At 36.9% G+C, this 16,842-nt stretch carries 20 protein-coding genes; 12 read left to right on the top strand and 8 right to left on the bottom strand.

Translation table 11 applies throughout. From position 1 onward, the window contains the following. Together ABMA78_RS03010 and ABMA78_RS03005 are read left to right on the top strand one after the other, a co-directional pair. Positions 1 to 1,467: a sensor histidine kinase gene (locus ABMA78_RS03010; protein WP_392856916.1), complete on the top strand. Its 1,467-nt coding sequence runs from the start codon at positions 1 to 3 to the stop codon at positions 1,465 to 1,467. Next, complete coding sequence (locus ABMA78_RS03005; RefSeq protein ID WP_392856914.1) at positions 1,451 to 2,182, top strand: substrate-binding periplasmic protein; 732 nt, start codon at positions 1,451 to 1,453, stop codon at positions 2,180 to 2,182. Before ABMA78_RS03010 ends, ABMA78_RS03005 begins: the two co-directional genes overlap by 17 nt. On the opposite strand, the gene ABMA78_RS03000 is transcribed toward ABMA78_RS03005, so the two are convergent. Together ABMA78_RS03000 and yidD are read right to left on the bottom strand one after the other, a co-directional pair. Beyond that, the gene (locus ABMA78_RS03000; protein WP_392856912.1) at positions 2,179 to 3,525 is read right to left on the bottom strand and encodes a D-alanyl-D-alanine carboxypeptidase; all 1,347 of its coding nucleotides are present in this window, start codon (positions 3,523 to 3,525) and stop codon (positions 2,179 to 2,181) included. The two genes, ABMA78_RS03005 and ABMA78_RS03000, sit on opposite strands and share 4 nt — an antisense overlap. Then, positions 3,522 to 3,761: a membrane protein insertion efficiency factor YidD gene (gene yidD / locus ABMA78_RS02995; protein ID WP_392856910.1), complete on the bottom strand. Its 240-nt coding sequence runs from the start codon at positions 3,759 to 3,761 to the stop codon at positions 3,522 to 3,524. Before yidD ends, ABMA78_RS03000 begins: the two co-directional genes overlap by 4 nt. Before the next feature lie 132 nt (positions 3,762 to 3,893). On the opposite strand from yidD, the gene nth reads away from it, so the two are divergent. Genes nth through ABMA78_RS02980 form a run of 3 tightly spaced genes read left to right on the top strand, consistent with a single transcriptional unit; the run spans position 3,894 to position 6,026 of the window. Beyond that, positions 3,894 to 4,544 (top strand): endonuclease III, encoded by a 651-nt coding sequence (gene nth / locus ABMA78_RS02990; RefSeq protein WP_392856909.1) that lies wholly within the window; start codon positions 3,894 to 3,896, stop codon positions 4,542 to 4,544. Continuing rightward, positions 4,541 to 5,218, top strand: coding sequence for an alpha/beta hydrolase (locus tag ABMA78_RS02985; protein WP_392856906.1), 678 nt, complete (start codon positions 4,541 to 4,543; stop codon positions 5,216 to 5,218). The genes nth and ABMA78_RS02985 overlap by 4 nt, the downstream gene beginning before the upstream one ends. Before the next feature lie 28 nt (positions 5,219 to 5,246). Then, positions 5,247 to 6,026, top strand: coding sequence for a DUF2797 domain-containing protein (locus ABMA78_RS02980; RefSeq protein ID WP_392856905.1), 780 nt, complete (start codon positions 5,247 to 5,249; stop codon positions 6,024 to 6,026). Here the strand turns inward: ABMA78_RS02980 and ABMA78_RS02975 are convergent. Continuing rightward, positions 6,003 to 6,371 carry a hypothetical protein gene (locus tag ABMA78_RS02975; protein WP_392856903.1) on the bottom strand — a complete coding sequence of 123 codons (369 nt, stop codon included), beginning with the start codon at positions 6,369 to 6,371 and terminating at the stop codon, positions 6,003 to 6,005. The two genes, ABMA78_RS02980 and ABMA78_RS02975, sit on opposite strands and share 24 nt — an antisense overlap. Before the next feature lie 63 nt (positions 6,372 to 6,434). Here ABMA78_RS02975 and ABMA78_RS02970 point away from each other — a divergent pair, with 63 nt between their 5' ends. Beyond that, complete coding sequence (locus ABMA78_RS02970; RefSeq protein ID WP_392856900.1) at positions 6,435 to 7,286, top strand: alpha/beta fold hydrolase; 852 nt, start codon at positions 6,435 to 6,437, stop codon at positions 7,284 to 7,286. Here ABMA78_RS02970 and ABMA78_RS02965 read toward each other — a convergent pair. Beyond that, positions 7,283 to 7,948 carry a type 1 glutamine amidotransferase gene (locus ABMA78_RS02965; protein WP_392856898.1) on the bottom strand — a complete coding sequence of 222 codons (666 nt, stop codon included), beginning with the start codon at positions 7,946 to 7,948 and terminating at the stop codon, positions 7,283 to 7,285. The two genes, ABMA78_RS02970 and ABMA78_RS02965, sit on opposite strands and share 4 nt — an antisense overlap. Positions 7,949 to 8,362: 414 nt before the next feature. Here ABMA78_RS02965 and ABMA78_RS02960 point away from each other — a divergent pair, with 414 nt between their 5' ends. Next, positions 8,363 to 8,836: a hypothetical protein gene (locus ABMA78_RS02960; protein WP_392856895.1), complete on the top strand. Its 474-nt coding sequence runs from the start codon at positions 8,363 to 8,365 to the stop codon at positions 8,834 to 8,836. A gap of 8 nt (positions 8,837 to 8,844) precedes the next feature. Here ABMA78_RS02960 and ABMA78_RS02955 read toward each other — a convergent pair whose 3' ends face one another. Both ABMA78_RS02955 and ABMA78_RS02950 read right to left on the bottom strand, forming a co-directional pair. After that, positions 8,845 to 9,033, bottom strand: a complete 189-nt coding sequence (locus tag ABMA78_RS02955; protein WP_392856894.1) for a hypothetical protein — start codon at positions 9,031 to 9,033, stop codon at positions 8,845 to 8,847. 181 nt (positions 9,034 to 9,214) lie between these two features. After that, complete coding sequence (locus ABMA78_RS02950) at positions 9,215 to 10,471, bottom strand: M48 family metallopeptidase (RefSeq protein WP_392856891.1); 1,257 nt, start codon at positions 10,469 to 10,471, stop codon at positions 9,215 to 9,217. A 71-nt stretch (positions 10,472 to 10,542) separates the two neighbouring features. Here ABMA78_RS02950 and ABMA78_RS02945 point away from each other — a divergent pair, with 71 nt between their 5' ends. The 3 genes from ABMA78_RS02945 to ABMA78_RS02935 are packed head-to-tail and all read left to right on the top strand — an operon-like array spanning position 10,543 to position 12,924. Beyond that, positions 10,543 to 11,262: an MBL fold metallo-hydrolase gene (locus tag ABMA78_RS02945; protein WP_392856890.1), complete on the top strand. Its 720-nt coding sequence runs from the start codon at positions 10,543 to 10,545 to the stop codon at positions 11,260 to 11,262. 25 nt (positions 11,263 to 11,287) lie between these two features. Next, positions 11,288 to 11,761 carry a thioredoxin-dependent thiol peroxidase gene (gene bcp / locus ABMA78_RS02940; protein ID WP_021266377.1) on the top strand — a complete coding sequence of 158 codons (474 nt, stop codon included), beginning with the start codon at positions 11,288 to 11,290 and terminating at the stop codon, positions 11,759 to 11,761. Positions 11,762 to 11,793: 32 nt separating this feature from the next. Continuing rightward, positions 11,794 to 12,924, top strand: a complete 1,131-nt coding sequence (locus tag ABMA78_RS02935; protein ID WP_392856888.1) for a hypothetical protein — start codon at positions 11,794 to 11,796, stop codon at positions 12,922 to 12,924. A 33-nt stretch (positions 12,925 to 12,957) separates the two neighbouring features. On the opposite strand, the gene ABMA78_RS02930 is transcribed toward ABMA78_RS02935, so the two are convergent. Further along, a complete protein-coding gene (locus ABMA78_RS02930) occupies positions 12,958 to 13,968 on the bottom strand; it encodes a phosphatase PAP2 family protein (protein ID WP_392856885.1) in 1,011 nt (336 codons plus the stop codon). 163 nt (positions 13,969 to 14,131) lie between these two features. Between ABMA78_RS02930 and ABMA78_RS02925 the strand changes: the two genes are divergently transcribed. Both ABMA78_RS02925 and ABMA78_RS02920 read left to right on the top strand, forming a co-directional pair. Then, positions 14,132 to 15,229 carry a hypothetical protein gene (locus ABMA78_RS02925; protein ID WP_392856883.1) on the top strand — a complete coding sequence of 366 codons (1,098 nt, stop codon included), beginning with the start codon at positions 14,132 to 14,134 and terminating at the stop codon, positions 15,227 to 15,229. Next, complete coding sequence (locus tag ABMA78_RS02920) at positions 15,217 to 15,816, top strand: hypothetical protein (RefSeq protein ID WP_392856882.1); 600 nt, start codon at positions 15,217 to 15,219, stop codon at positions 15,814 to 15,816. The genes ABMA78_RS02925 and ABMA78_RS02920 overlap by 13 nt, the downstream gene beginning before the upstream one ends. Here ABMA78_RS02920 and ABMA78_RS02915 read toward each other — a convergent pair. Further along, positions 15,806 to 16,825, bottom strand: a complete 1,020-nt coding sequence (locus ABMA78_RS02915) for a thrombospondin type 3 repeat-containing protein (protein WP_392856880.1) — start codon at positions 16,823 to 16,825, stop codon at positions 15,806 to 15,808. The genes ABMA78_RS02920 and ABMA78_RS02915 overlap by 11 nt on opposite strands. Positions 16,826 to 16,842 lie beyond the last annotated feature (17 nt).

Here is a 16,842-nt window from a genome sequence, read left to right as displayed (position 1 = left end):
ATGGACAAAACACCAGCTCGCTTTTCATTTATTATTCCGATTGTTATGGGGGTAGTACTTACTTTAAGCTTTTTTGTCTTAGGGATTGCTGCTTATCACATTCATAGTAATCAAGAAAAGGTGCGTTTTGAAAATGATCGAGAAATCATTTCTAGACAAATCGTAGACTCTCTTAAGCTTCCTATTTGGAACTTAAACAGAGAGTATATTCAAAAAATTTCAAATGTATTTGTAAACTCTAGTGATCAAACTGTAACATCCATTACTGTAAAAGATGAGAATGGTAATCTATTAAGTCATATCTCTCTTGTTGAAGCTCCAGCTCCTAAATATGTTCATCCTGAAATTATTATCGAAAACTTTGATGTTTCATATGAGGGCAAGAATATTGGAAATGTTGAGATTATATTTTCCAATCGTTTAAATGCTGTTTATGTCCACAATATCATGAAAATGATTGGAATGTGGTTTGCTTCTGGTCTCATCTTATCTTTAATTGTTACTTCGTTTGCCTATTATTACTTATTTTTTAGTCCTCTTAAGCACTTTGTTAATCGAACAAGTCTTATTGCTAGTGGAGACTTCCGACCAATCCGTGAAAAATTTGCATTAAATGAACTATCTTTCTTTGCAAAAACTTTAAATAAAACTCTAAAAGAAATTATTCTAAGAGATGAGAAGTTAAAGCAATACAATGTGGAACTTGAAGCTACTGTTAGTAAACGCACACAAGAGTTATATGAGCAAAGAGAAAGAAGTCATGAGTCTGAAAGACTTGCGGCCTTGGGGCAAATGGCAGCTGGAATTGCTCATGAAATTAATAATCCTCTATTTGTAATCTTAGGTAATCTTAATCGTCTAAAGAAATGTGTAAGCGGCGAAAAATGCGAGTATATTCTTGAGAAAGTTGAAGTCGCGGCAGATCGAATCACTGAAATTGTAAAAAGTATGTCGACCATGTCTCGTGATGGGCAAAAAGACTTGAAAACAGTAATTCGATGTGAGGAGCTTGAGTCAATTGTCTTAGCGATTTGTAAAGGTCGCTTGGCCGAAAAAGAAATTGGCCTAAGTTTTCATTATGATAAGAGTCCTCAAGGAAACCTTATTTATGCAAATAAGACGCAGATCAGTCAGGTTCTTGTTAACTTAATTAATAATTCAATTGACGCAATTGAAGACCTTGAAGAACGTCATATAAATGTTGTTATCAAGCAAGATTTTGAAAATCTTTTTATTGAAGTTATCGATAGTGGAAACGGAATCGATCCTCGTATTGAAAGTCGAATTATGGAACCTTTTTATACGACAAAAGATGTTAATAAGGGAACTGGTCTGGGATTAAGCTTATCGTATGAAATGATGTTAAATAACGACGGTTATTTAAAGTATGACCCTAAGTCAGAGAATACAAAATTCATTATTTCACTACCAAAATATAGTGGAGCTATGAGTGAACATCTTCATTAAGACTCTTATTGCCTTCACATTTTCAATTTCAATCTTTGCGACAACGGATATCCTTGTGGGTGCCTATCACTTTCCTCCCTTTTACATGAAGAAGAATGGTGCAAAAAGTGGTATTCTACTGGAAATGATTCAAGAGCTTAATAAAGTTCAAGACAAGTATCGTTTTAAAATTGTTGAAACATCAGCAAGACGTCGCTACCGTGACTTTACATCAAATCGTTTTGATATGATTTTCTTTGAAAGTCCTAAGTGGGGTTGGAGTGAGCGTAAGATTAATTATGTGATGACACCTCCTTTTTCACTAGGTGGTGAAAAGTTTATCGCATTAAAGAGAGATAGAAATCAAAGCTACCTAAAGCAACTAGAGAAGAAAACGATACTATTATTTGATGGCTATCACTATGGCTTTCTCGATTATGAAATAAAAAAGGACTTTAATGCAAAGTTGACTTATACCAATTCGCACGAGGGAAATATTCTCAGCATTCTTAAAGGTAGGGGTGATATTGCCATTGTTACTGAGTCCTATTTAAATCTCTTCTTTGATAATAATAGCCAATTTAAAGATAAGCTTATTATTTCAGAACATTATGACCAAGAATACGATCACCGGGTAATTATGACGAAGACCTCACATATTTCAAAAGATATGATGATGAGTCTTTTAATAAAAATAAAAGATATGCCTTGTTGTCGTAAAGTATTCAAGTTTTAATTTAACTCATACATTAATAACTCACTAAAGCGCTCCTTAGAGCGTCTCCATGCTTTAGCATCTTGACGAAGTTTCTCATTCTTTAGGGAATTCTCTCTCATCAGCAATTGACGTTTTTTAGGGTTATTGATCATAATACAAAATGTTACAGGGTCTGCTTCAAAGCTTCTTCCGCAAATATTGTAGACGTAATCAAGACTCCCCGTTTTGTAACGATACTTCTCAAACCCTGCTTTCGTTAAGTACTTACGGTGAAGAGAGCCACTGTGACCAGTGATTGAAAGTAGGTTTACAAAGTAGTGATTGCCAAATTTCTTATAAGCATTTTTGTTGATAAAATTTACGATGTCCTGTGCTAGCATTTCGATGTCAACGCTTAGGCCAGAGCTATTTGTGACGTTACCTTTCACAGGTAGTTTTAAATCCTTAACCATTTTCTGGGCAGCATCTTTCAGGTTATCTTTCTTTGTTGCCTTTAAAACTAAGGTTTCGATAAAGAGGTTATTTGAGTACTCAAGAGATAACTTCACCATGTCTAGTGATGAAACAGAGTAAATTGAATTTAAAATTTTTGACTTGGTAAATTTCTTTTCAAAAGCAATACCGCTAGTTTCAATTCCTGCCGTTTTTAGGTGGTTGTTAAAGTAGTGGGCATTAAAAAGTAGTGAGTTTCTTAAAGGAACCTCTAGGAAGTAGTTATCTGTTTTTGAATAGATCCATTCTTCTTTTTTACTATTACTCTGATGACGAAAGCCTTCTCCTGGCCCTAGTTTCTTAGTTGCTTTGTTTACTTTGAAACCATCGTGAATAGGAAAAATTTCTTTATTCTCGCGGCCAATAGACTTGAAGCGGTTAAAGTTAATATTAAGGCCCGAGATACTTTGATTATAAGGCTGGTCATCAAGGCCCACGTTACCAATGCGGCTTAAGTTGACAAAGTTGTTGATAATAACGAGTTTCCCTTCAATCTTTTTTATTCCGGCGGCTTTTACGGCATCCACAAGATCAAATGCTTGGGCCGTAAGAAAGTATGGATCACCTGAAGTACTTAGGATTAGATCTCCTTTGAGAATGCCATTTGAAATATGTCCACGTGAGGCAATGGTCGTTTTAAATCGGTAGTCCGTTCCTAGTTTATCGAGGATATAGTAGGCCGAAAAAATCTTGAAAATAGAAGCGGGAATGAATGTATTCTTTGTATCAAGTGATCTTGATTTGCCGCTATCCCATTCTAAAAAATAGCTTAATTCGTCACCTTTATCTAAAAATTCTTTCTTTAATTTATCAATTGAAGTTGTAGCAAGAGTTGCTAGTGAAAATAAAAATAAAACCAAGTACTTCATTTATGTCCATCCTTATGACAACAGTCTGGAGTTACGGGATCATATCCGCCCTTGGCCCATGGGTGACAGCTTAGAACGCGCTTTGTCGTTTTCCAAAAGGCGATATGAAAAGGCAATTTGCTAAAGGCCTCGATACCATATTGCGAGCATGTTGGCGTATAGCGACAATTAGACCCAAGAAAGGGAGAGATTGCCAGTTGGTAAAAGCGGATTAATTTGATGAAAACGTATCTCATTACGCGTTATTTTAGCATTTTCATGGATAATTTGCTATTTTTTAGGTTCCAGCAGACTTTTACGTAAACATAGCATTATTTTACAACGCAACGCTTACGTAAAAGTCTGCTGGAACCCATAAAGGAAAGAAGATGTTAAAACAAGAAAGAGCAGACTATATTGTTGAGGCGCTTGAGGAGCTTTATCCAGAAACTCCTACGCCGCTAGATCATACGAATGAGTTCACATTACTAATTGCAGTTCTTTTGTCAGCACAGTGTACTGATGAACGAGTTAACCAAGTAACTCCGGCCCTTTTTACAAAGGCCGACAATGCACGTGACATGATGAAATTAACACAAGAAGAGATCAAGGAGATTATTAAGCCTTGTGGGCTTTCTCCTAGAAAGTCGAAGGCCATTTATGACCTTTCTCGCATTCTAGTTAATGAACATGAGGGGGAAGTTCCCGCAAGCTTTGAGGAGCTTGAGAAGCTTCCTGGGGTTGGTCACAAAACAGCTTCAGTTGTTATGGCCCAGGCCTTTGATGTTCCAGCCTTTCCAGTCGATACTCATATTCACAGACTTGCCCAGCGTTGGGGCCTAACTAAAGGTAAGAATGTTGACCAGACTGAAGCTGATTGTAAGAAGTTATTTCCAAGAGATCTTTGGAATAAACTTCATTTGCAAATCATCTTCTATGGGCGCGAGTATTGTAAGGCGAGATCATGTTTTGGGCTTGAGTGTCCAATTTGTCGCCATGTTTATCCAAACCGTAAATCAAAAGTTGAGACAAAGAAATGAGAGTAACACGAATTAATGACTTCGATATTTTATTTCAAGAGGGGAGCACTAAGAAATCGATTATTGTTCTTCATGGCTATGGAGCGAGCTTTCAAGATTTAGCTCCTCTATATCAGTATTTAGATCCTAAGGATGAATTTAATTGGTACTTTGTTGATGGCCCAATGAAAGTTGATATTGGTATGGGAATGAAGGGGAGTGCATGGTTTCCGATTGATATGGTAGGGCTCCAGCAGGCATCGATGGAAGGTCGAATTGAAGATTTCTTCTCACAAAGTGTTCCTGATGGCATTGAAGATATGCGTGATCGACTTATTCACCTCATTAAGGAAATTAAAAAGAATAGTGATGAAGTGTATCTTGGAGGATTTTCTCAAGGGTCTATGATGAGTCTTGCGATTGCTTATAAAGAACCAGAATTGATTAAGCGCTTATTCCTATTATCATCAACTCTATTTGATGAAGGGCATATCGCGGAGAACACGAAGCATCTTAGGCATATTCCTATTTTTCAATCCCATGGAAGTGCAGATCCAATTCTTCCGTTTTTCTTGAGTGAGAAGCTTAAGACTTATCTTGAAAAAGTTGATGAATATGAGTTTCATCCATTTCAAGGTGGGCATGAGATTCCAATGCCTGTGATTCAAAAATTAAAAACATTCTTGGAGAAATAGAATTATGTTAAGCGGAAATATACGCAAAATGAAAACATCTCTTGAAGATGGTTTAGCTCATTATCACTTACCTTTAGGTGATGAGCTACTTTATATGAATGATCTTTTAGGAAAGAAAATCAAGCTAAGCTTTGATGGTCAGATTAACTCAGTTTATTCTGGAGAGTTAATTAAGAAGTCTTATTCTCAAGGCTACTCTTATAAGGAAATGATCACTCTTGCTCAATGTGATACTTGTATTGTTAAGCCAGAGCTTTGCCACTATCACAAAGGAACTTGTCGCGAACCGAAGTGGGGAGAAGAGAATTGTATGATTCCTCACTATGTGTACCTTGCGGTTTCTAGTCATGTGAAAGTGGGAATTACAAGACACACTCAAATTCCTACTCGTTGGATCGATCAGGGCGCATCATATGCGCTACCAATTTTAGAAGTTCCCGATCGTAAGACTTCTGGTGAGATTGAAGTTGAGATTGCTAAGGCATTTTCTGACAAAACTAATTGGCGCAAAATGCTCATGAATGAAGTCGCAGATGAAGATCTCGAAATGCTTCGTGATCAAATTTATGATGACTTTGCGGACATTATCGATAGCTTTGGCCTCGATGATATTGAAGAGGAAGTTACTCATATTGAATATCCGGTGATCGAATACCCAACAAAAGTTAAGTCAATTGGTTTTGATAAGAGCCCTGTTATTGAGGGGTCTTTAATGGGGATTAAAGGTCAGTATTTAATTTTAGATACGGGATGCGTGAATATGAGAAAGCATGGTGGTTACTTTTTAAATGTCGAGTTCGACGTCTAGTCCACATTCTTTTGCATGTATTTGAACCATATTCTTCACTTCTCTCGTTGAAACAAGATGGTCGAGTAGTGAGAATTTTTGAGCTAAAGGAAGTGCACAACCATTATCGCATTTTGCATCAGCAGTGATGATATTCACGTGCTCAACTGGTTTCGTATTTTGGAAACTTGCGATCCACTTAAAATGTTCAAGAATCTTATTGGAAATATTTTGAGTGATCTCAGGACGTCTTTCTAAATTGAATAGGAAGCGACCTGTATCTTTTTGGCGTCCATTTACTAATATATGAATGACGCCTTTTTCTTTTAGATGTAGACTATTACTTAAACATTTTGGACAAAACATTACTTTTCCTTAAATTTAAGTATAATTATAAAAGCTAAATAAAAATTAATCAAAGGGTAAAATATGGAGCCAATTAAGAGAGCGATTCCTATGCGCGATGGTGTAAAGCTATACACTGAAGTGGTTGAGCACGGGGCAAAGTACTGGCTAATAGCGACTCATGGAATAGGGGAGCATTTAGGTCGACATAAATACCTCCAAGAAATTTTTGGCTTTGATGTTAATGTCTTTCAATATGATCTACGTGGCCATGGGCGAAGTGGTGGTGAGAAAGCTTATATCGACCCATTTGAGCAATATATGCTAGACCTTGAAGATTGCCTTAAGCATTTAAAAGAGAATTATAAAATGGAAGATTATATTCTCTATGGGCACTCAATGGGGGCCCTTATAACATGTGGCTTTACACAAAATAATTTAAAAGAAGACTCTTATCCAAGAGCAATAATCGTCAATGCTCCACCAGTCGGTGTTGGTGGTCCATTTGCTGTTGCCGTTAATAAGATTAAGGGAAGTATCTTTAACAAATTAGCTTCTGTTAAGATGTCGATACCACTTGGTGGACTCGTTGATTTAAATACTCTTTCACATCGAAATAAAGTGATTGAGGAATTTAAAAATGATCCTTTTAATCTTCAAAAGCTTCACACAAAACTTCTATTAGAAATGGTTGCTTGTAGTAAGAAAGTATTTTCAAAGCCTATCAACGATAAGGTTGAAAAGTATATTTCTTACGGAACAGCGGACAAGCTAATTAGTGTTCCTGAGCTTGAGAAGTATTTGGCAGAAGTGGATACAAGTTTTACAGTGACTAAAATTGAAGGTGCACGACACGAGCAATATCAAGAGATTGAAAAGTATCGTACTCCTTATTTTAATTATCTTAGAGATCTCGTTAAGAAGTTAATTTTTTAGTGACCGTTAACATAGTCGATAAAGTTCTTTATAACTTTACGGCCACCTTCATAACCGGCCTTTAGTTCTTGCTCCGATAGAGTCATTTCAATATGGCCATCGACAAAGTCCTGAGATGCTTCGGGGTGACCTTGGAAGCTAAAGAAGGGAAGTGTCTCGTGAGCAATTCCATCAAGAAAACAATCGTTTGATGTTGCAAGATGAATAAAGCCTTTTGGAAGTTCCTTGACCTCATAGTGGTGAGTGATGAAGAGACTAAACTCTTCGTCTTTTTTGAAACCAAATTTGTCAGCAAGAACTTTCGTCTTTCTCGTTCCTTCAAAAAGTTGATTATCAGGCTTTACCATATCAACCTTTGAGCCAAAAATATCGGCAATAAGCTGATGGCCAAAGCAGATCCCCATGACAGGAATATTCTTTTCTAATTTTTCTTTCATGCGTTTTGCGAGATCAACCTGCCACTCAAGTCTTTGATAAACATTTGAGTCAGAGCCGAAGATAATATAGCCGCTGGCCTCTTCAATCTTATCAAGCGAACTACATCCAAACTGAGATACCCAGTGATATGTCGTAGGGATATTAAAGTTTTGAATCATTTGATTCATGCAGTTATATGATGGTTTTGAAATTGCGCAGTCGATAATTGCAATAGGCTTATTCATGAGGTTCCTTAAAATGTGGCCGAAATAGTGTCAATTTGAGAGAGCCTAATCTAACAAAATTGTTAAAAAGCTAAAAGAACTTTGTCGTAAAAAGAAATAGTATTTAGTGAGTTTTGACAGTGTCAAACTTCCACGCAAAGTTGGCACTTTTTAATTAAGTATTTTAAGAATCAGTATTTTCCAAGTTTAAAGGACCAAAATTAGAGAAAATTCTTGAAAACTTCTAAGTCGCTAAGAGTTCGTCAGCACCAAATGTGAATTCAATACCTTTCAATTTTATAAAGAATCTAAAAGAAAAACTCTTTGTTGATCTAGGTTAAAAGACTAATTTTATATAAAATCTAACTAAAAACAGGTTAAAGTTAAGGCAAGAATTTACCGATAAATAAATTAAGATTAATTCGGGGGGATATCTTGTCAACTGCCAAGAAATTAGATCAAGACAATATTGAAAAGCCAAAAGCTTCTGTTGAAGCGCCAAAGGTTTCTAGTTCTAATGATGAAAATCCATCTAATATTTTAGAGTTCTCAATTACTAAACAGATTAAGGATGTTGATTTATCAAAGTTAGGAGAGAGTTCTGAGGAAAGTACTGGTAGTTTGAATAATCTTGATCTTGCTGCAAAGCCAGTTGGTGATATTACACATACTCAAATTTTAAATCTTGCAAAGAGTTCGACTGAAGTGGATGTGCTTGAAGCACAGGTGAAGCTTATCGCCCTTTTTGTATCTGAGGCCAGATTACTTGAGGGCGAGCTGAATAAATATATTCACGCTATTCACAAACAAAGCCCACAATCAAAGAAGTATCTTCTTCAAATGAGGAAAGTGGTAAAAGACTTCTCTAATATTGAAAAGATTCTTGAGAAGGCCAGATCTGTAAAATAAGTCGAGAATTAGCGACTAGCTATTTGAAGTAGCTTATCTTCTTTAGTTTTCTTAGAGTCTTTATCTTTTTTTGACTCTTTTTCGTCTTTTTCAGGACCTTGGTCTTCAACTGGGATACTTTTAAGGATCTCTGTTGCAGATACATTCATGCTAAATCCAAGACATGCGATAACGGCCATTGCTAGTACAAGTTTCATAAATTCCCTCACGTATATAATTATGCTTAGAATAGAAAGGATTTGGGCCTTAGACAAAGAGAATCGGTCGGGGATTGTAATTTTTTTAAACATGTAAGATTGAGACGAGATTCTTACAGGAGATTAGCTTCTGGAGAAGCAGGGTAAGATTGGGCGGTGCCAAACTTACCCTGAATATTTGTTATTTCTTAATAAATGTTTCTAAGAACTTCACTCTCGTTAGTGCTGGTGGGTGAGAGTGATAGAAAGAGCTATAAATTGGATCTGGAGTCAGGGTACTCGCATTATCCTTGTACATCTTCACAAGAGCATTGATTAGTTCTTGTGGGTCCGAGTGAATCGAAGCAAACTCATCTGCCTCAAATTCGTACTTTCTCGATGCCCATGATGAGATAGGTGTAATAAAGAAAGTGTAAATTCCACTAACTAATAGGAAAAGTGTTAGTGCCATATAAGTTTGCGTTGTATGGACTCCATGCATCTCAAAGAACCAAGATGTTTGCATTAGCTGTCCTAAGATAAATAGTCCAATGAAGCTAAAAACAAAGGCCTTGATCATCATCTTAAGAATATGCTTGCGCTTAAAGTGTCCAAGCTCGTGAGCAAGAACGGCCTCGACTTCTGATGCGCTTAGTGTGTTAATTAGAGTGTCAAAGAAGACAATGCGCTTATTCTTTCCAAAGCCTGTGAAGTAAGCATTTCCGTGACCACTTCTACGTGAAGCATCCATCACGAATAGCCCCTTACTTTCAAAGTCCACACGCTTTAGAAGATCGAGAATACGATCCTTAACTTCGCCTTCCTCAAGCTCAGTAAACTTGTTGAAGATTGGAGCAATAAAAGTAGGGTAGATCCACATTAGAAGTAGTTGGAATGCGCTTAGGAATGCCCAAGCATAGGCCCACCAATATTGTCCCAGAGATTCCATGATCCAAAGGATTCCGTAAATAAGTGGAGTTCCAATAATAAGCCCTAGAAGTGAGCCCTTGATCATATCCGTTACGAAAGTTTTGAAAGTTGTTTTGTTAAAGCCGTATTTTTCTTCAATAACAAAAGTTGTATAAAGAGATTCTGGCAGGCTTAGGATTGAGTTAATAAAACTAAAGGCCAGAATAAATATTGTTCCTGTAAACAGTGGCGATAGCTCCAGAGCTAGGATTGACTTATTTAAGGCATCTAGCCCTCCACCAAGTGTCCAAACCACAAGAATGATATAGCCAATAAAGTTGAAAAGTTGGCCCTTATTAAGCTTCTCCATCGTGTAGCGAGCAGCTTTTTGGTGGTCCTCAAGAGTGATTTTATCTGCGAACTCTTCTGGAACTTTATTAAAGTTCTTTCCAATATGCTTAATATTTCTCTTATCTAGATATGCTTCAACAAGTCCCTTGATACAAAGGACAGAAATAAATACTTTTGATGCCATCGTAAGATTGACCATGTGCTTCCTTTTTTTTAACTTCTATATTTGTTATGACCTTTATATCATGTCAAAAAAAAAGGTATTTGCCTATGAATGTTCATCAAATTTATACCGATTCACCTTTACGCAACTATAACTATTTTGTCGAAATGGGCAATGCTGAAGTTGCTGTGGTTGATCCTATCTATCCTGAATTAATCAATGAGTGGTTGGCCACTAATGAACGCCAATTGGCGGTGGTCCTGCTATCACATGGCCACTATGATCACGTGGCCGGAGTTGAGGCCTTGGTTAAAGAACACGCTGCTCAAGTCTGGGGACATAAAGACAGTTTCAAAAATGTTGATCGTATCCTTGTTGATGGAGAAAAGATTCCAACTTCTTTAGGAGAGTTGGAAGTGATTGAGACTCCTGGGCATACGATGGATCACTTATGCTTTTTGCTTTTTGAATCGGGCAAGCAGGTTGAAATTATCACGATGGATACGATCTTTAATGCAGGGATTGGTAATTGTAAGAACGGCGGAAACCTTGAAGTATTTGTTGATACGATTCTGGCACTTAATGAAAGAGTCGAGGATCAGGTTATTCTCTGGCCGGGCCATGATTATATAATTAATAATTTAAATTTTACCTTGGCCAATGATCCAGATAATGAAGCGGCCAAAGAATTGCTCGAGCGTGTGCAATCAGAAGGAAGCATCGGATTTCAAACCAATTTTGAAATAGAAAGGAGAGTTAACCTCTTCTTGATGACGAATGATAAAGAAAGAATTAAAGACTTAAGACATAAACGAGATAACTGGTAAATAAAAAAAGCTTAAAGGAGTTGATATGAGTTTTCCAAAAGTAGGAAATATGGCGCCAGCATTTACAATGCTTAACCAAGACGAACAAAAAGTTAGCCTAAAGGATTTCAAAGGTGAGAAGAACGTTGTTCTTTACTTCTATCCTAAGGCCATGACACCTGGGTGTACGACTCAAGCCTGTGGTATTCGTGACTATAAGAAGGAGTTTGCTAAGGCCGATACAGTGGTTTTAGGGGTATCTCCTGATGAACCAGCACGTCTTGTTAAATTCATCGATAAACAAAAGCTAAATTTTGACCTTCTCTCAGATCCTGAGCATAAGATTATGGATAAGTACGGAGTTTGGGGACTTAAGAAATTCATGGGTAAAGAATACATGGGTGTTATCAGAACGACTTTTATTATTGGCAAAGACGGTCGTCTGAAATATGTAATGGATAAGGTGAAAACTAAGTCACACCATGATGACGTACTGAACTGGATTAAAGAAAATCTATAGTCCTTTCTTTAATTAATTAGCTGAGGAAGTTTATGAAGGCCCTAATTTTATTTTTATTATTTTCAACGACTTATGCAGCAACACTTGAAGTGATGTCTTATAACGTTGAAAACCTATTCGACACACAAAAAGATGAAGGAAAGAACGACTGGGCTTACCTTCCAAAGAACACTAAGGGAAAGAAAGAAGCTTGTAAGAAAGTATCTTCAAAGTATCGTCGTGACGAGTGTTACTCGGCCGACTGGACTCAAGAGAAGTTAAATTTAAAACTAGCACAAATTAAAGATGTCGTTTTAAAAGAAAGAAAGAAGCTTCCTGATTTATTAGTTGTTTCTGAAATTGAAAATGAGAATGTTATCGGACAACTTGCAAAAGTTCTGGGTTATAAGAAATTCTATACTTCAAATTCACCAGACTACCGTGGAGTTGACCTAGCAGTTCTTTTTAATGAAACAAAAGATTTTAAATATGTTTCAAAGAAAGAGCATGTTCTTAAAAGTGATTATCTAAAAAAGAGACCTTCTCGTAATATCTTTGAAGTGCAATTTAAACTAGGGAAGAATGACCTTTATGTTTTTGCTAATCACTGGCCAAGTCTAGGAAACCCTGACGAGGCAAGAGTGACGGCAGCGACGACTCTAAAGTCCAGAATTGACGAAATTATGAAAAAGAATGCGAAGGCATCTGTACTTGCTGTAGGTGACTTCAATACAATTCCTGAGCTAAAGAAAGCTGGTAATAAGCACCCGATGAGAGATGTTCTCTTAAAAGATGGATCAATTGTAGATGTTGAAAAAGTATTTCGTTCTGAGAAGTCTAATTCAAAGAAAGTGAAAGCGATGCCTCCAGGGACTTACTACTATGCACGAAACTCTCAATGGAATCACTTAGACCGTGTTTTCGTTCCAAGAGTAATGCTAGGTGAGAAGCATCCTATTAGATTTGATCTAAAATCATATCAGATCTATGCTCCAGACTTTATTCGTCAACCACAACCACAAAGTGTTTTTGATGAAGATATCGAAGAGATGAGAGATCGTGGCTTTAAGGTTGAAACGAAGAAAGTGCAAACAGCTCCGAATCGTTATGATCACTTAGCAACTAAGAAAGCTAAGGCCGGATACTCAGATCACTTTCCACTTGTTTTTGAATTAAATTACTAAAAAAATAAAGGCCCTTTTAAAGGGCCTTTTTTATTACTTATCAAATACGCTATTAAAATATAAACGAGTACACTCTCTAACGGGATCAACACCTGCTGGATTTTCTTGATAGAACTTCTTACACTTTGCCATAAAGTCTTTCGCGTAAGTGTCCTTTTTCTTCTTTCCACGGAATTCAAAGTGAAAACCAACGTAGTCTGGTGCAACTACTGGGTGAATCGACATATCCCATTTCTCATTTCTATTTGGGTTGTATTCACTTGCATAAATAAGCTTTCCAGTTAAGTGACCAACGAGAGCGCCGACGACTACGTCACTTGCCCAGTGTGCACGATCGTGAACACGAGACCAACCACCAACAGCTGCGGCAGTGTAAGCAAGTACTGGAATAAATTTAGATTTATCTTTGTAGTGTTCTGCAATAACTGTTGCAAATGTAAAGGCCGTCGTTGTGTGCCCAGATGGAAAGGAAACATTTTCGTTATCCCAATTGAAGCCTGTAAAATCATTCTTGTCTTCTGTTTTATTTGGTCTTACACGACTAAAAGTCATCTTAGCTGCTCTTGTAATTAGTCCTGAAAGAACTGTTGCCTTAAGAGCGACTTTAGAGATTCTTTTAATTTCGTCATTTTGAATAACAACACCTAGAGCGTAACCGGCAGCAGAAAGTTGAATAGGGTAACTTCCGGCTTTCTCTCCCCAAAAAGCAATCTCTTCAGAAACTTCTGTGCGATTGTCTTGGGCAAATTGCATAAGTTCTTCATCGTTATTAAAGAGAAGAATTGCCGTACCTGCAGTTGCTCCAATTAATGCAAGCTCATTATTGGTAAGGCCTACAGGAAGTGTTTGATAAGAAGGAGCAAATGTATATTCTCCATAACGGTTAATAATACCATCTTCTTCGTAACGAGGCTGGAAGACACTGTCTTCACCCATACCAGGGCAGAACCCATCTCTTAAGAAGTCTTCGACTAGACATTCCGCCTGTGCATTAATGACGAATACTAGGCATGCTAATATTCTTAGAAATCTACTTCCTCTCATAATATCTCCCTAAATAAAATTATGTTTGTGCCATTATATCTTGATAGGCAATTTACTAGGGTGAATTTGTTGTATTTACACGGGGGTCATAAATTTTAGACAGTTAGGTAGCGGTAATATATTTCCTCAATTTTTAAAGATGAATTTAAGTTAGAATAATTGAATGAGGGGAATTTTATTTCTAATTTTAACTATTTACGGCCTGTGTGCATATTCATCAACTGACTTCAAATACCAAGATCGTTCGAATGATTTTCAAGGGTTAGCAAAAGCTCTAATTGCTGAATACCAATACCAAGACTTTGATGGCTTCTATCAAAATTATTCTGAGCACTTCTTAGCAAATCAAGTTTTTGTAAAAGGCTCTGAGAGATTCTTTGTGAAGCTTGGCCTTGAGACCGATGCAGGCAAGCTTAACAAATTCATTCCACTGGCGGCCGGTGAGGTCGTAAATTTCAAAGTTGGAAAGACTCCTGTGTCTATCTATTTTGAAAATATCGCAAAGGTTGAAAAGTATAAGATTGTTAAAAGCGTGAAAGGCTTTGTGGCAAATCAAATGAGAAAGGGAAGTTTTAAAAAGTACACCCTTATCGACCTCTTTATCCCAAAGGCCCATGCTGTTGAATGTAATAATCAATTAGAAGAAATCGTTAATATCGATGATCTACAAGCACCTGTTGATCGCTTCAATAAGGATTACCTTATGGCACAAGCAAGCGGTTGTGTGCAAAAGGCCTTAAGTGCTGCTTGGGCAAAAACTGGTGGCCTTGTTCAAGATGTGGGAAGTGGAATTTGGAATTTTATAAAGTCTCCTGTTAAGTCGGCCAAGAAATTTTGGAATAGTGCAGTTGATACATATGAGACAACAAAAGAATTCATTACTCAAATCGATCAAAAATTAGCAAGTCTTGGGGAGGCCTTAGGGGCCTTATCTCTTGAATCTCAAATTCAATTGGTTTGCTCTCTTGTGGGAAGTCTCGGGTCAAATGTCCTCGTCAATGTCATTATGAGAGGCCCTCTCGGCCTAGGTAATGCCATGACTTCTCTAGCGGATCTTTCAAAGAGGGTGACTTCATCAGCAAAATTCTTACAACTTCTCGACCAATTAAAGAGTGCGGGGAAGCTAGGAAAAGAAAAAGTGGGTGAGTTAATCAATAAAATTCTTACAACAAAGAATAAAGATGGCCTTGAGAAGGTTAATTCTCTTTCATCTGCTAATTACGTGAACCTTACAGTGGAGTATGCAGCATGCGCGCTTTAATATTTTCACTCCTTATAACTTCTAGCTTTTCTTGGAAGGTTTTTGCAGCTGGAAAGAAGTGTAAAGACCTTGATGCTAAGGTGACAAGAGCAATCGAGTCGCAAAAGATTATGAGCCAAAGAGGAATCAAAGGTGAAATTAGACAAGAGATGACAAGTCTTCTTGATCGTGGTGTCGAGATTGATCCAATGTTCTTTCAGCATATGATTCATCGTAAGGGATTCAAAACAACCGGTTTTAAAGATAAGGGCCTACTTGTTGGGCACGCGAAAAAACACGGTGATGAATTTAACTTTGTTAGTGATAAACAGTATTTAAGAAATGCTGAGAAATTTGCACGCTCAAGTGATGATAATATTATTTCCTTTAGAAGTAAGAATGATATTTATCGCTATAATCCGGTTTCAAATGAGTTTCAAGTAATTGAACGTTCTGGAAAGGTTATTGGTACTTATTATCGACCAGATTTAAGAAAGCTTAATGCTGCTAGAAAGAGAGAAAACCTTCCTCCGTTTAAGAGTGTTACTGAGTGGTTCATTAAGAATAAGTGGGAGCGCTTTGTTTTAAATAGTGATTTTAAAAAATAGAGAATAGGTCATTGAATATCTTAAAGGCCTGGCTTTTCGCAAATGCTTCAAAATTTGTAAACCTATTGGCGAAGTCTCTTTCCCTCGATTTGCTTTGGTAAAGGTATGCTGTCGCTACTTCCGCAAACATCTCTTCTGGAGATACTGTTGAGTATTCCGAAGGGAAATTGTCATAGGCCATTAACTCATTTGTACTTGTTAATCTAAGTTTTGCTTCAGATAAGTTAATTTCTGGATGATGGTGATCATTATTATGCTGGTATGTGAAATACCTGTCATTTATAGACCAACCAACAGAGTTAATGAAGTCTTGGTATAGCTCTGGGTTCTCTTTTTGAACAAAGTGAAAGAACTCGTGAGTCAGAGTCAAATTGATTTCTTCATCATTTTTTAATTGATTTTTGTAGATGACGATTTGTTTCCATTCCTCATCATACTTTCCTTTTGTTAGCCAACTCGTTGGATGTGTTGTTTCAAAAATAACAAATTTTAAGTGATTCGTTGTCTCTGTAAAACCTATGTCGAGTAGCTCTTTTACAAGACGGATTTGCTTTAGGTTTATTTCTGCAGCAGGAATAATAAGGATATTATAATCTTCATAAATTTGCGTCTGTAGGGAACTTGCCTTAGCTCTTTCTTTCTCAGTAATATTCTCACTGAACTCAAAATCAACGAAGTCGACAATGCCATTATTATTTAGATCAGAGCCAAATCTTGTTTTATCTTCAGGGAATTCATCTGTGATATTATCGAAACCATCACCATCAATATCATTATCCATAGCATCTGGAATTCCATCGAAGTCTTGGTCGAGGAAGATGAAGTAGTTATCATTTCGAATAACATCTTTTTCAATAAAGGTTTCATTTATTGTATAGCGAAGCTTTTCATCTAAGCGTGGCAGATGGTATGGAATTGCCAAAATACTTTGGGCAATCACGAGTGAAAGGGCAAAACTCCCTATGGACCTAGAGTGGCCCAGTAGAGAGTTTTTAAATATGTTTTTCATGTTGAAAATCATTAAGT

It is taken from the genome of Halobacteriovorax sp. RZ-2 (genome assembly GCF_043196685.1).
Lineage (GTDB): Bacteria > Bdellovibrionota > Bacteriovoracia > Bacteriovoracales > Bacteriovoracaceae > Halobacteriovorax_A.
This window is presented reverse-complemented; position numbering and strand designations above follow the sequence as displayed.

Bases quoted from the DNA above. Each gene is read 5' to 3' on its own strand.
- ABMA78_RS03010 (WP_392856916.1), top strand. From the start codon at position 1: ATGGACAAAACACCAGCTCGCTTTTCATTTATTATTCCGATTGTTATG.
- yidD (WP_392856910.1), bottom strand. From the start codon at position 3,761: ATGAGATACGTTTTCATCAAATTAATCCGCTTTTACCAACTGGCAATC.
- ABMA78_RS02970 (WP_392856900.1), top strand. From the start codon at position 6,435: ATGGAGCCAATTAAGAGAGCGATTCCTATGCGCGATGGTGTAAAGCTA.
- ABMA78_RS02980 (WP_392856905.1), top strand. From the start codon at position 5,247: ATGAAAACATCTCTTGAAGATGGTTTAGCTCATTATCACTTACCTTTA.
- ABMA78_RS03000 (WP_392856912.1), bottom strand. From the start codon at position 3,525: ATGAAGTACTTGGTTTTATTTTTATTTTCACTAGCAACTCTTGCTACA.
- ABMA78_RS02985 (WP_392856906.1), top strand. From the start codon at position 4,541: ATGAGAGTAACACGAATTAATGACTTCGATATTTTATTTCAAGAGGGG.
- ABMA78_RS02925 (WP_392856883.1), top strand. From the start codon at position 14,132: ATGAGGGGAATTTTATTTCTAATTTTAACTATTTACGGCCTGTGTGCA.
- ABMA78_RS02955 (WP_392856894.1), bottom strand. From the start codon at position 9,033: ATGAAACTTGTACTAGCAATGGCCGTTATCGCATGTCTTGGATTTAGC.
- ABMA78_RS02920 (WP_392856882.1), top strand. From the start codon at position 15,217: ATGCGCGCTTTAATATTTTCACTCCTTATAACTTCTAGCTTTTCTTGG.
- bcp (WP_021266377.1), top strand. From the start codon at position 11,288: ATGAGTTTTCCAAAAGTAGGAAATATGGCGCCAGCATTTACAATGCTT.
- ABMA78_RS02945 (WP_392856890.1), top strand. From the start codon at position 10,543: ATGAATGTTCATCAAATTTATACCGATTCACCTTTACGCAACTATAAC.
- ABMA78_RS02915 (WP_392856880.1), bottom strand. From the start codon at position 16,825: ATGAAAAACATATTTAAAAACTCTCTACTGGGCCACTCTAGGTCCATA.
- ABMA78_RS02975 (WP_392856903.1), bottom strand. From the start codon at position 6,371: ATGTTTTGTCCAAAATGTTTAAGTAATAGTCTACATCTAAAAGAAAAA.
- ABMA78_RS02950 (WP_392856891.1), bottom strand. From the start codon at position 10,471: ATGGTCAATCTTACGATGGCATCAAAAGTATTTATTTCTGTCCTTTGT.
- ABMA78_RS02930 (WP_392856885.1), bottom strand. From the start codon at position 13,968: ATGAGAGGAAGTAGATTTCTAAGAATATTAGCATGCCTAGTATTCGTC.
- ABMA78_RS02935 (WP_392856888.1), top strand. From the start codon at position 11,794: ATGAAGGCCCTAATTTTATTTTTATTATTTTCAACGACTTATGCAGCA.
- nth (WP_392856909.1), top strand. From the start codon at position 3,894: ATGTTAAAACAAGAAAGAGCAGACTATATTGTTGAGGCGCTTGAGGAG.
- ABMA78_RS02965 (WP_392856898.1), bottom strand. From the start codon at position 7,948: ATGAATAAGCCTATTGCAATTATCGACTGCGCAATTTCAAAACCATCA.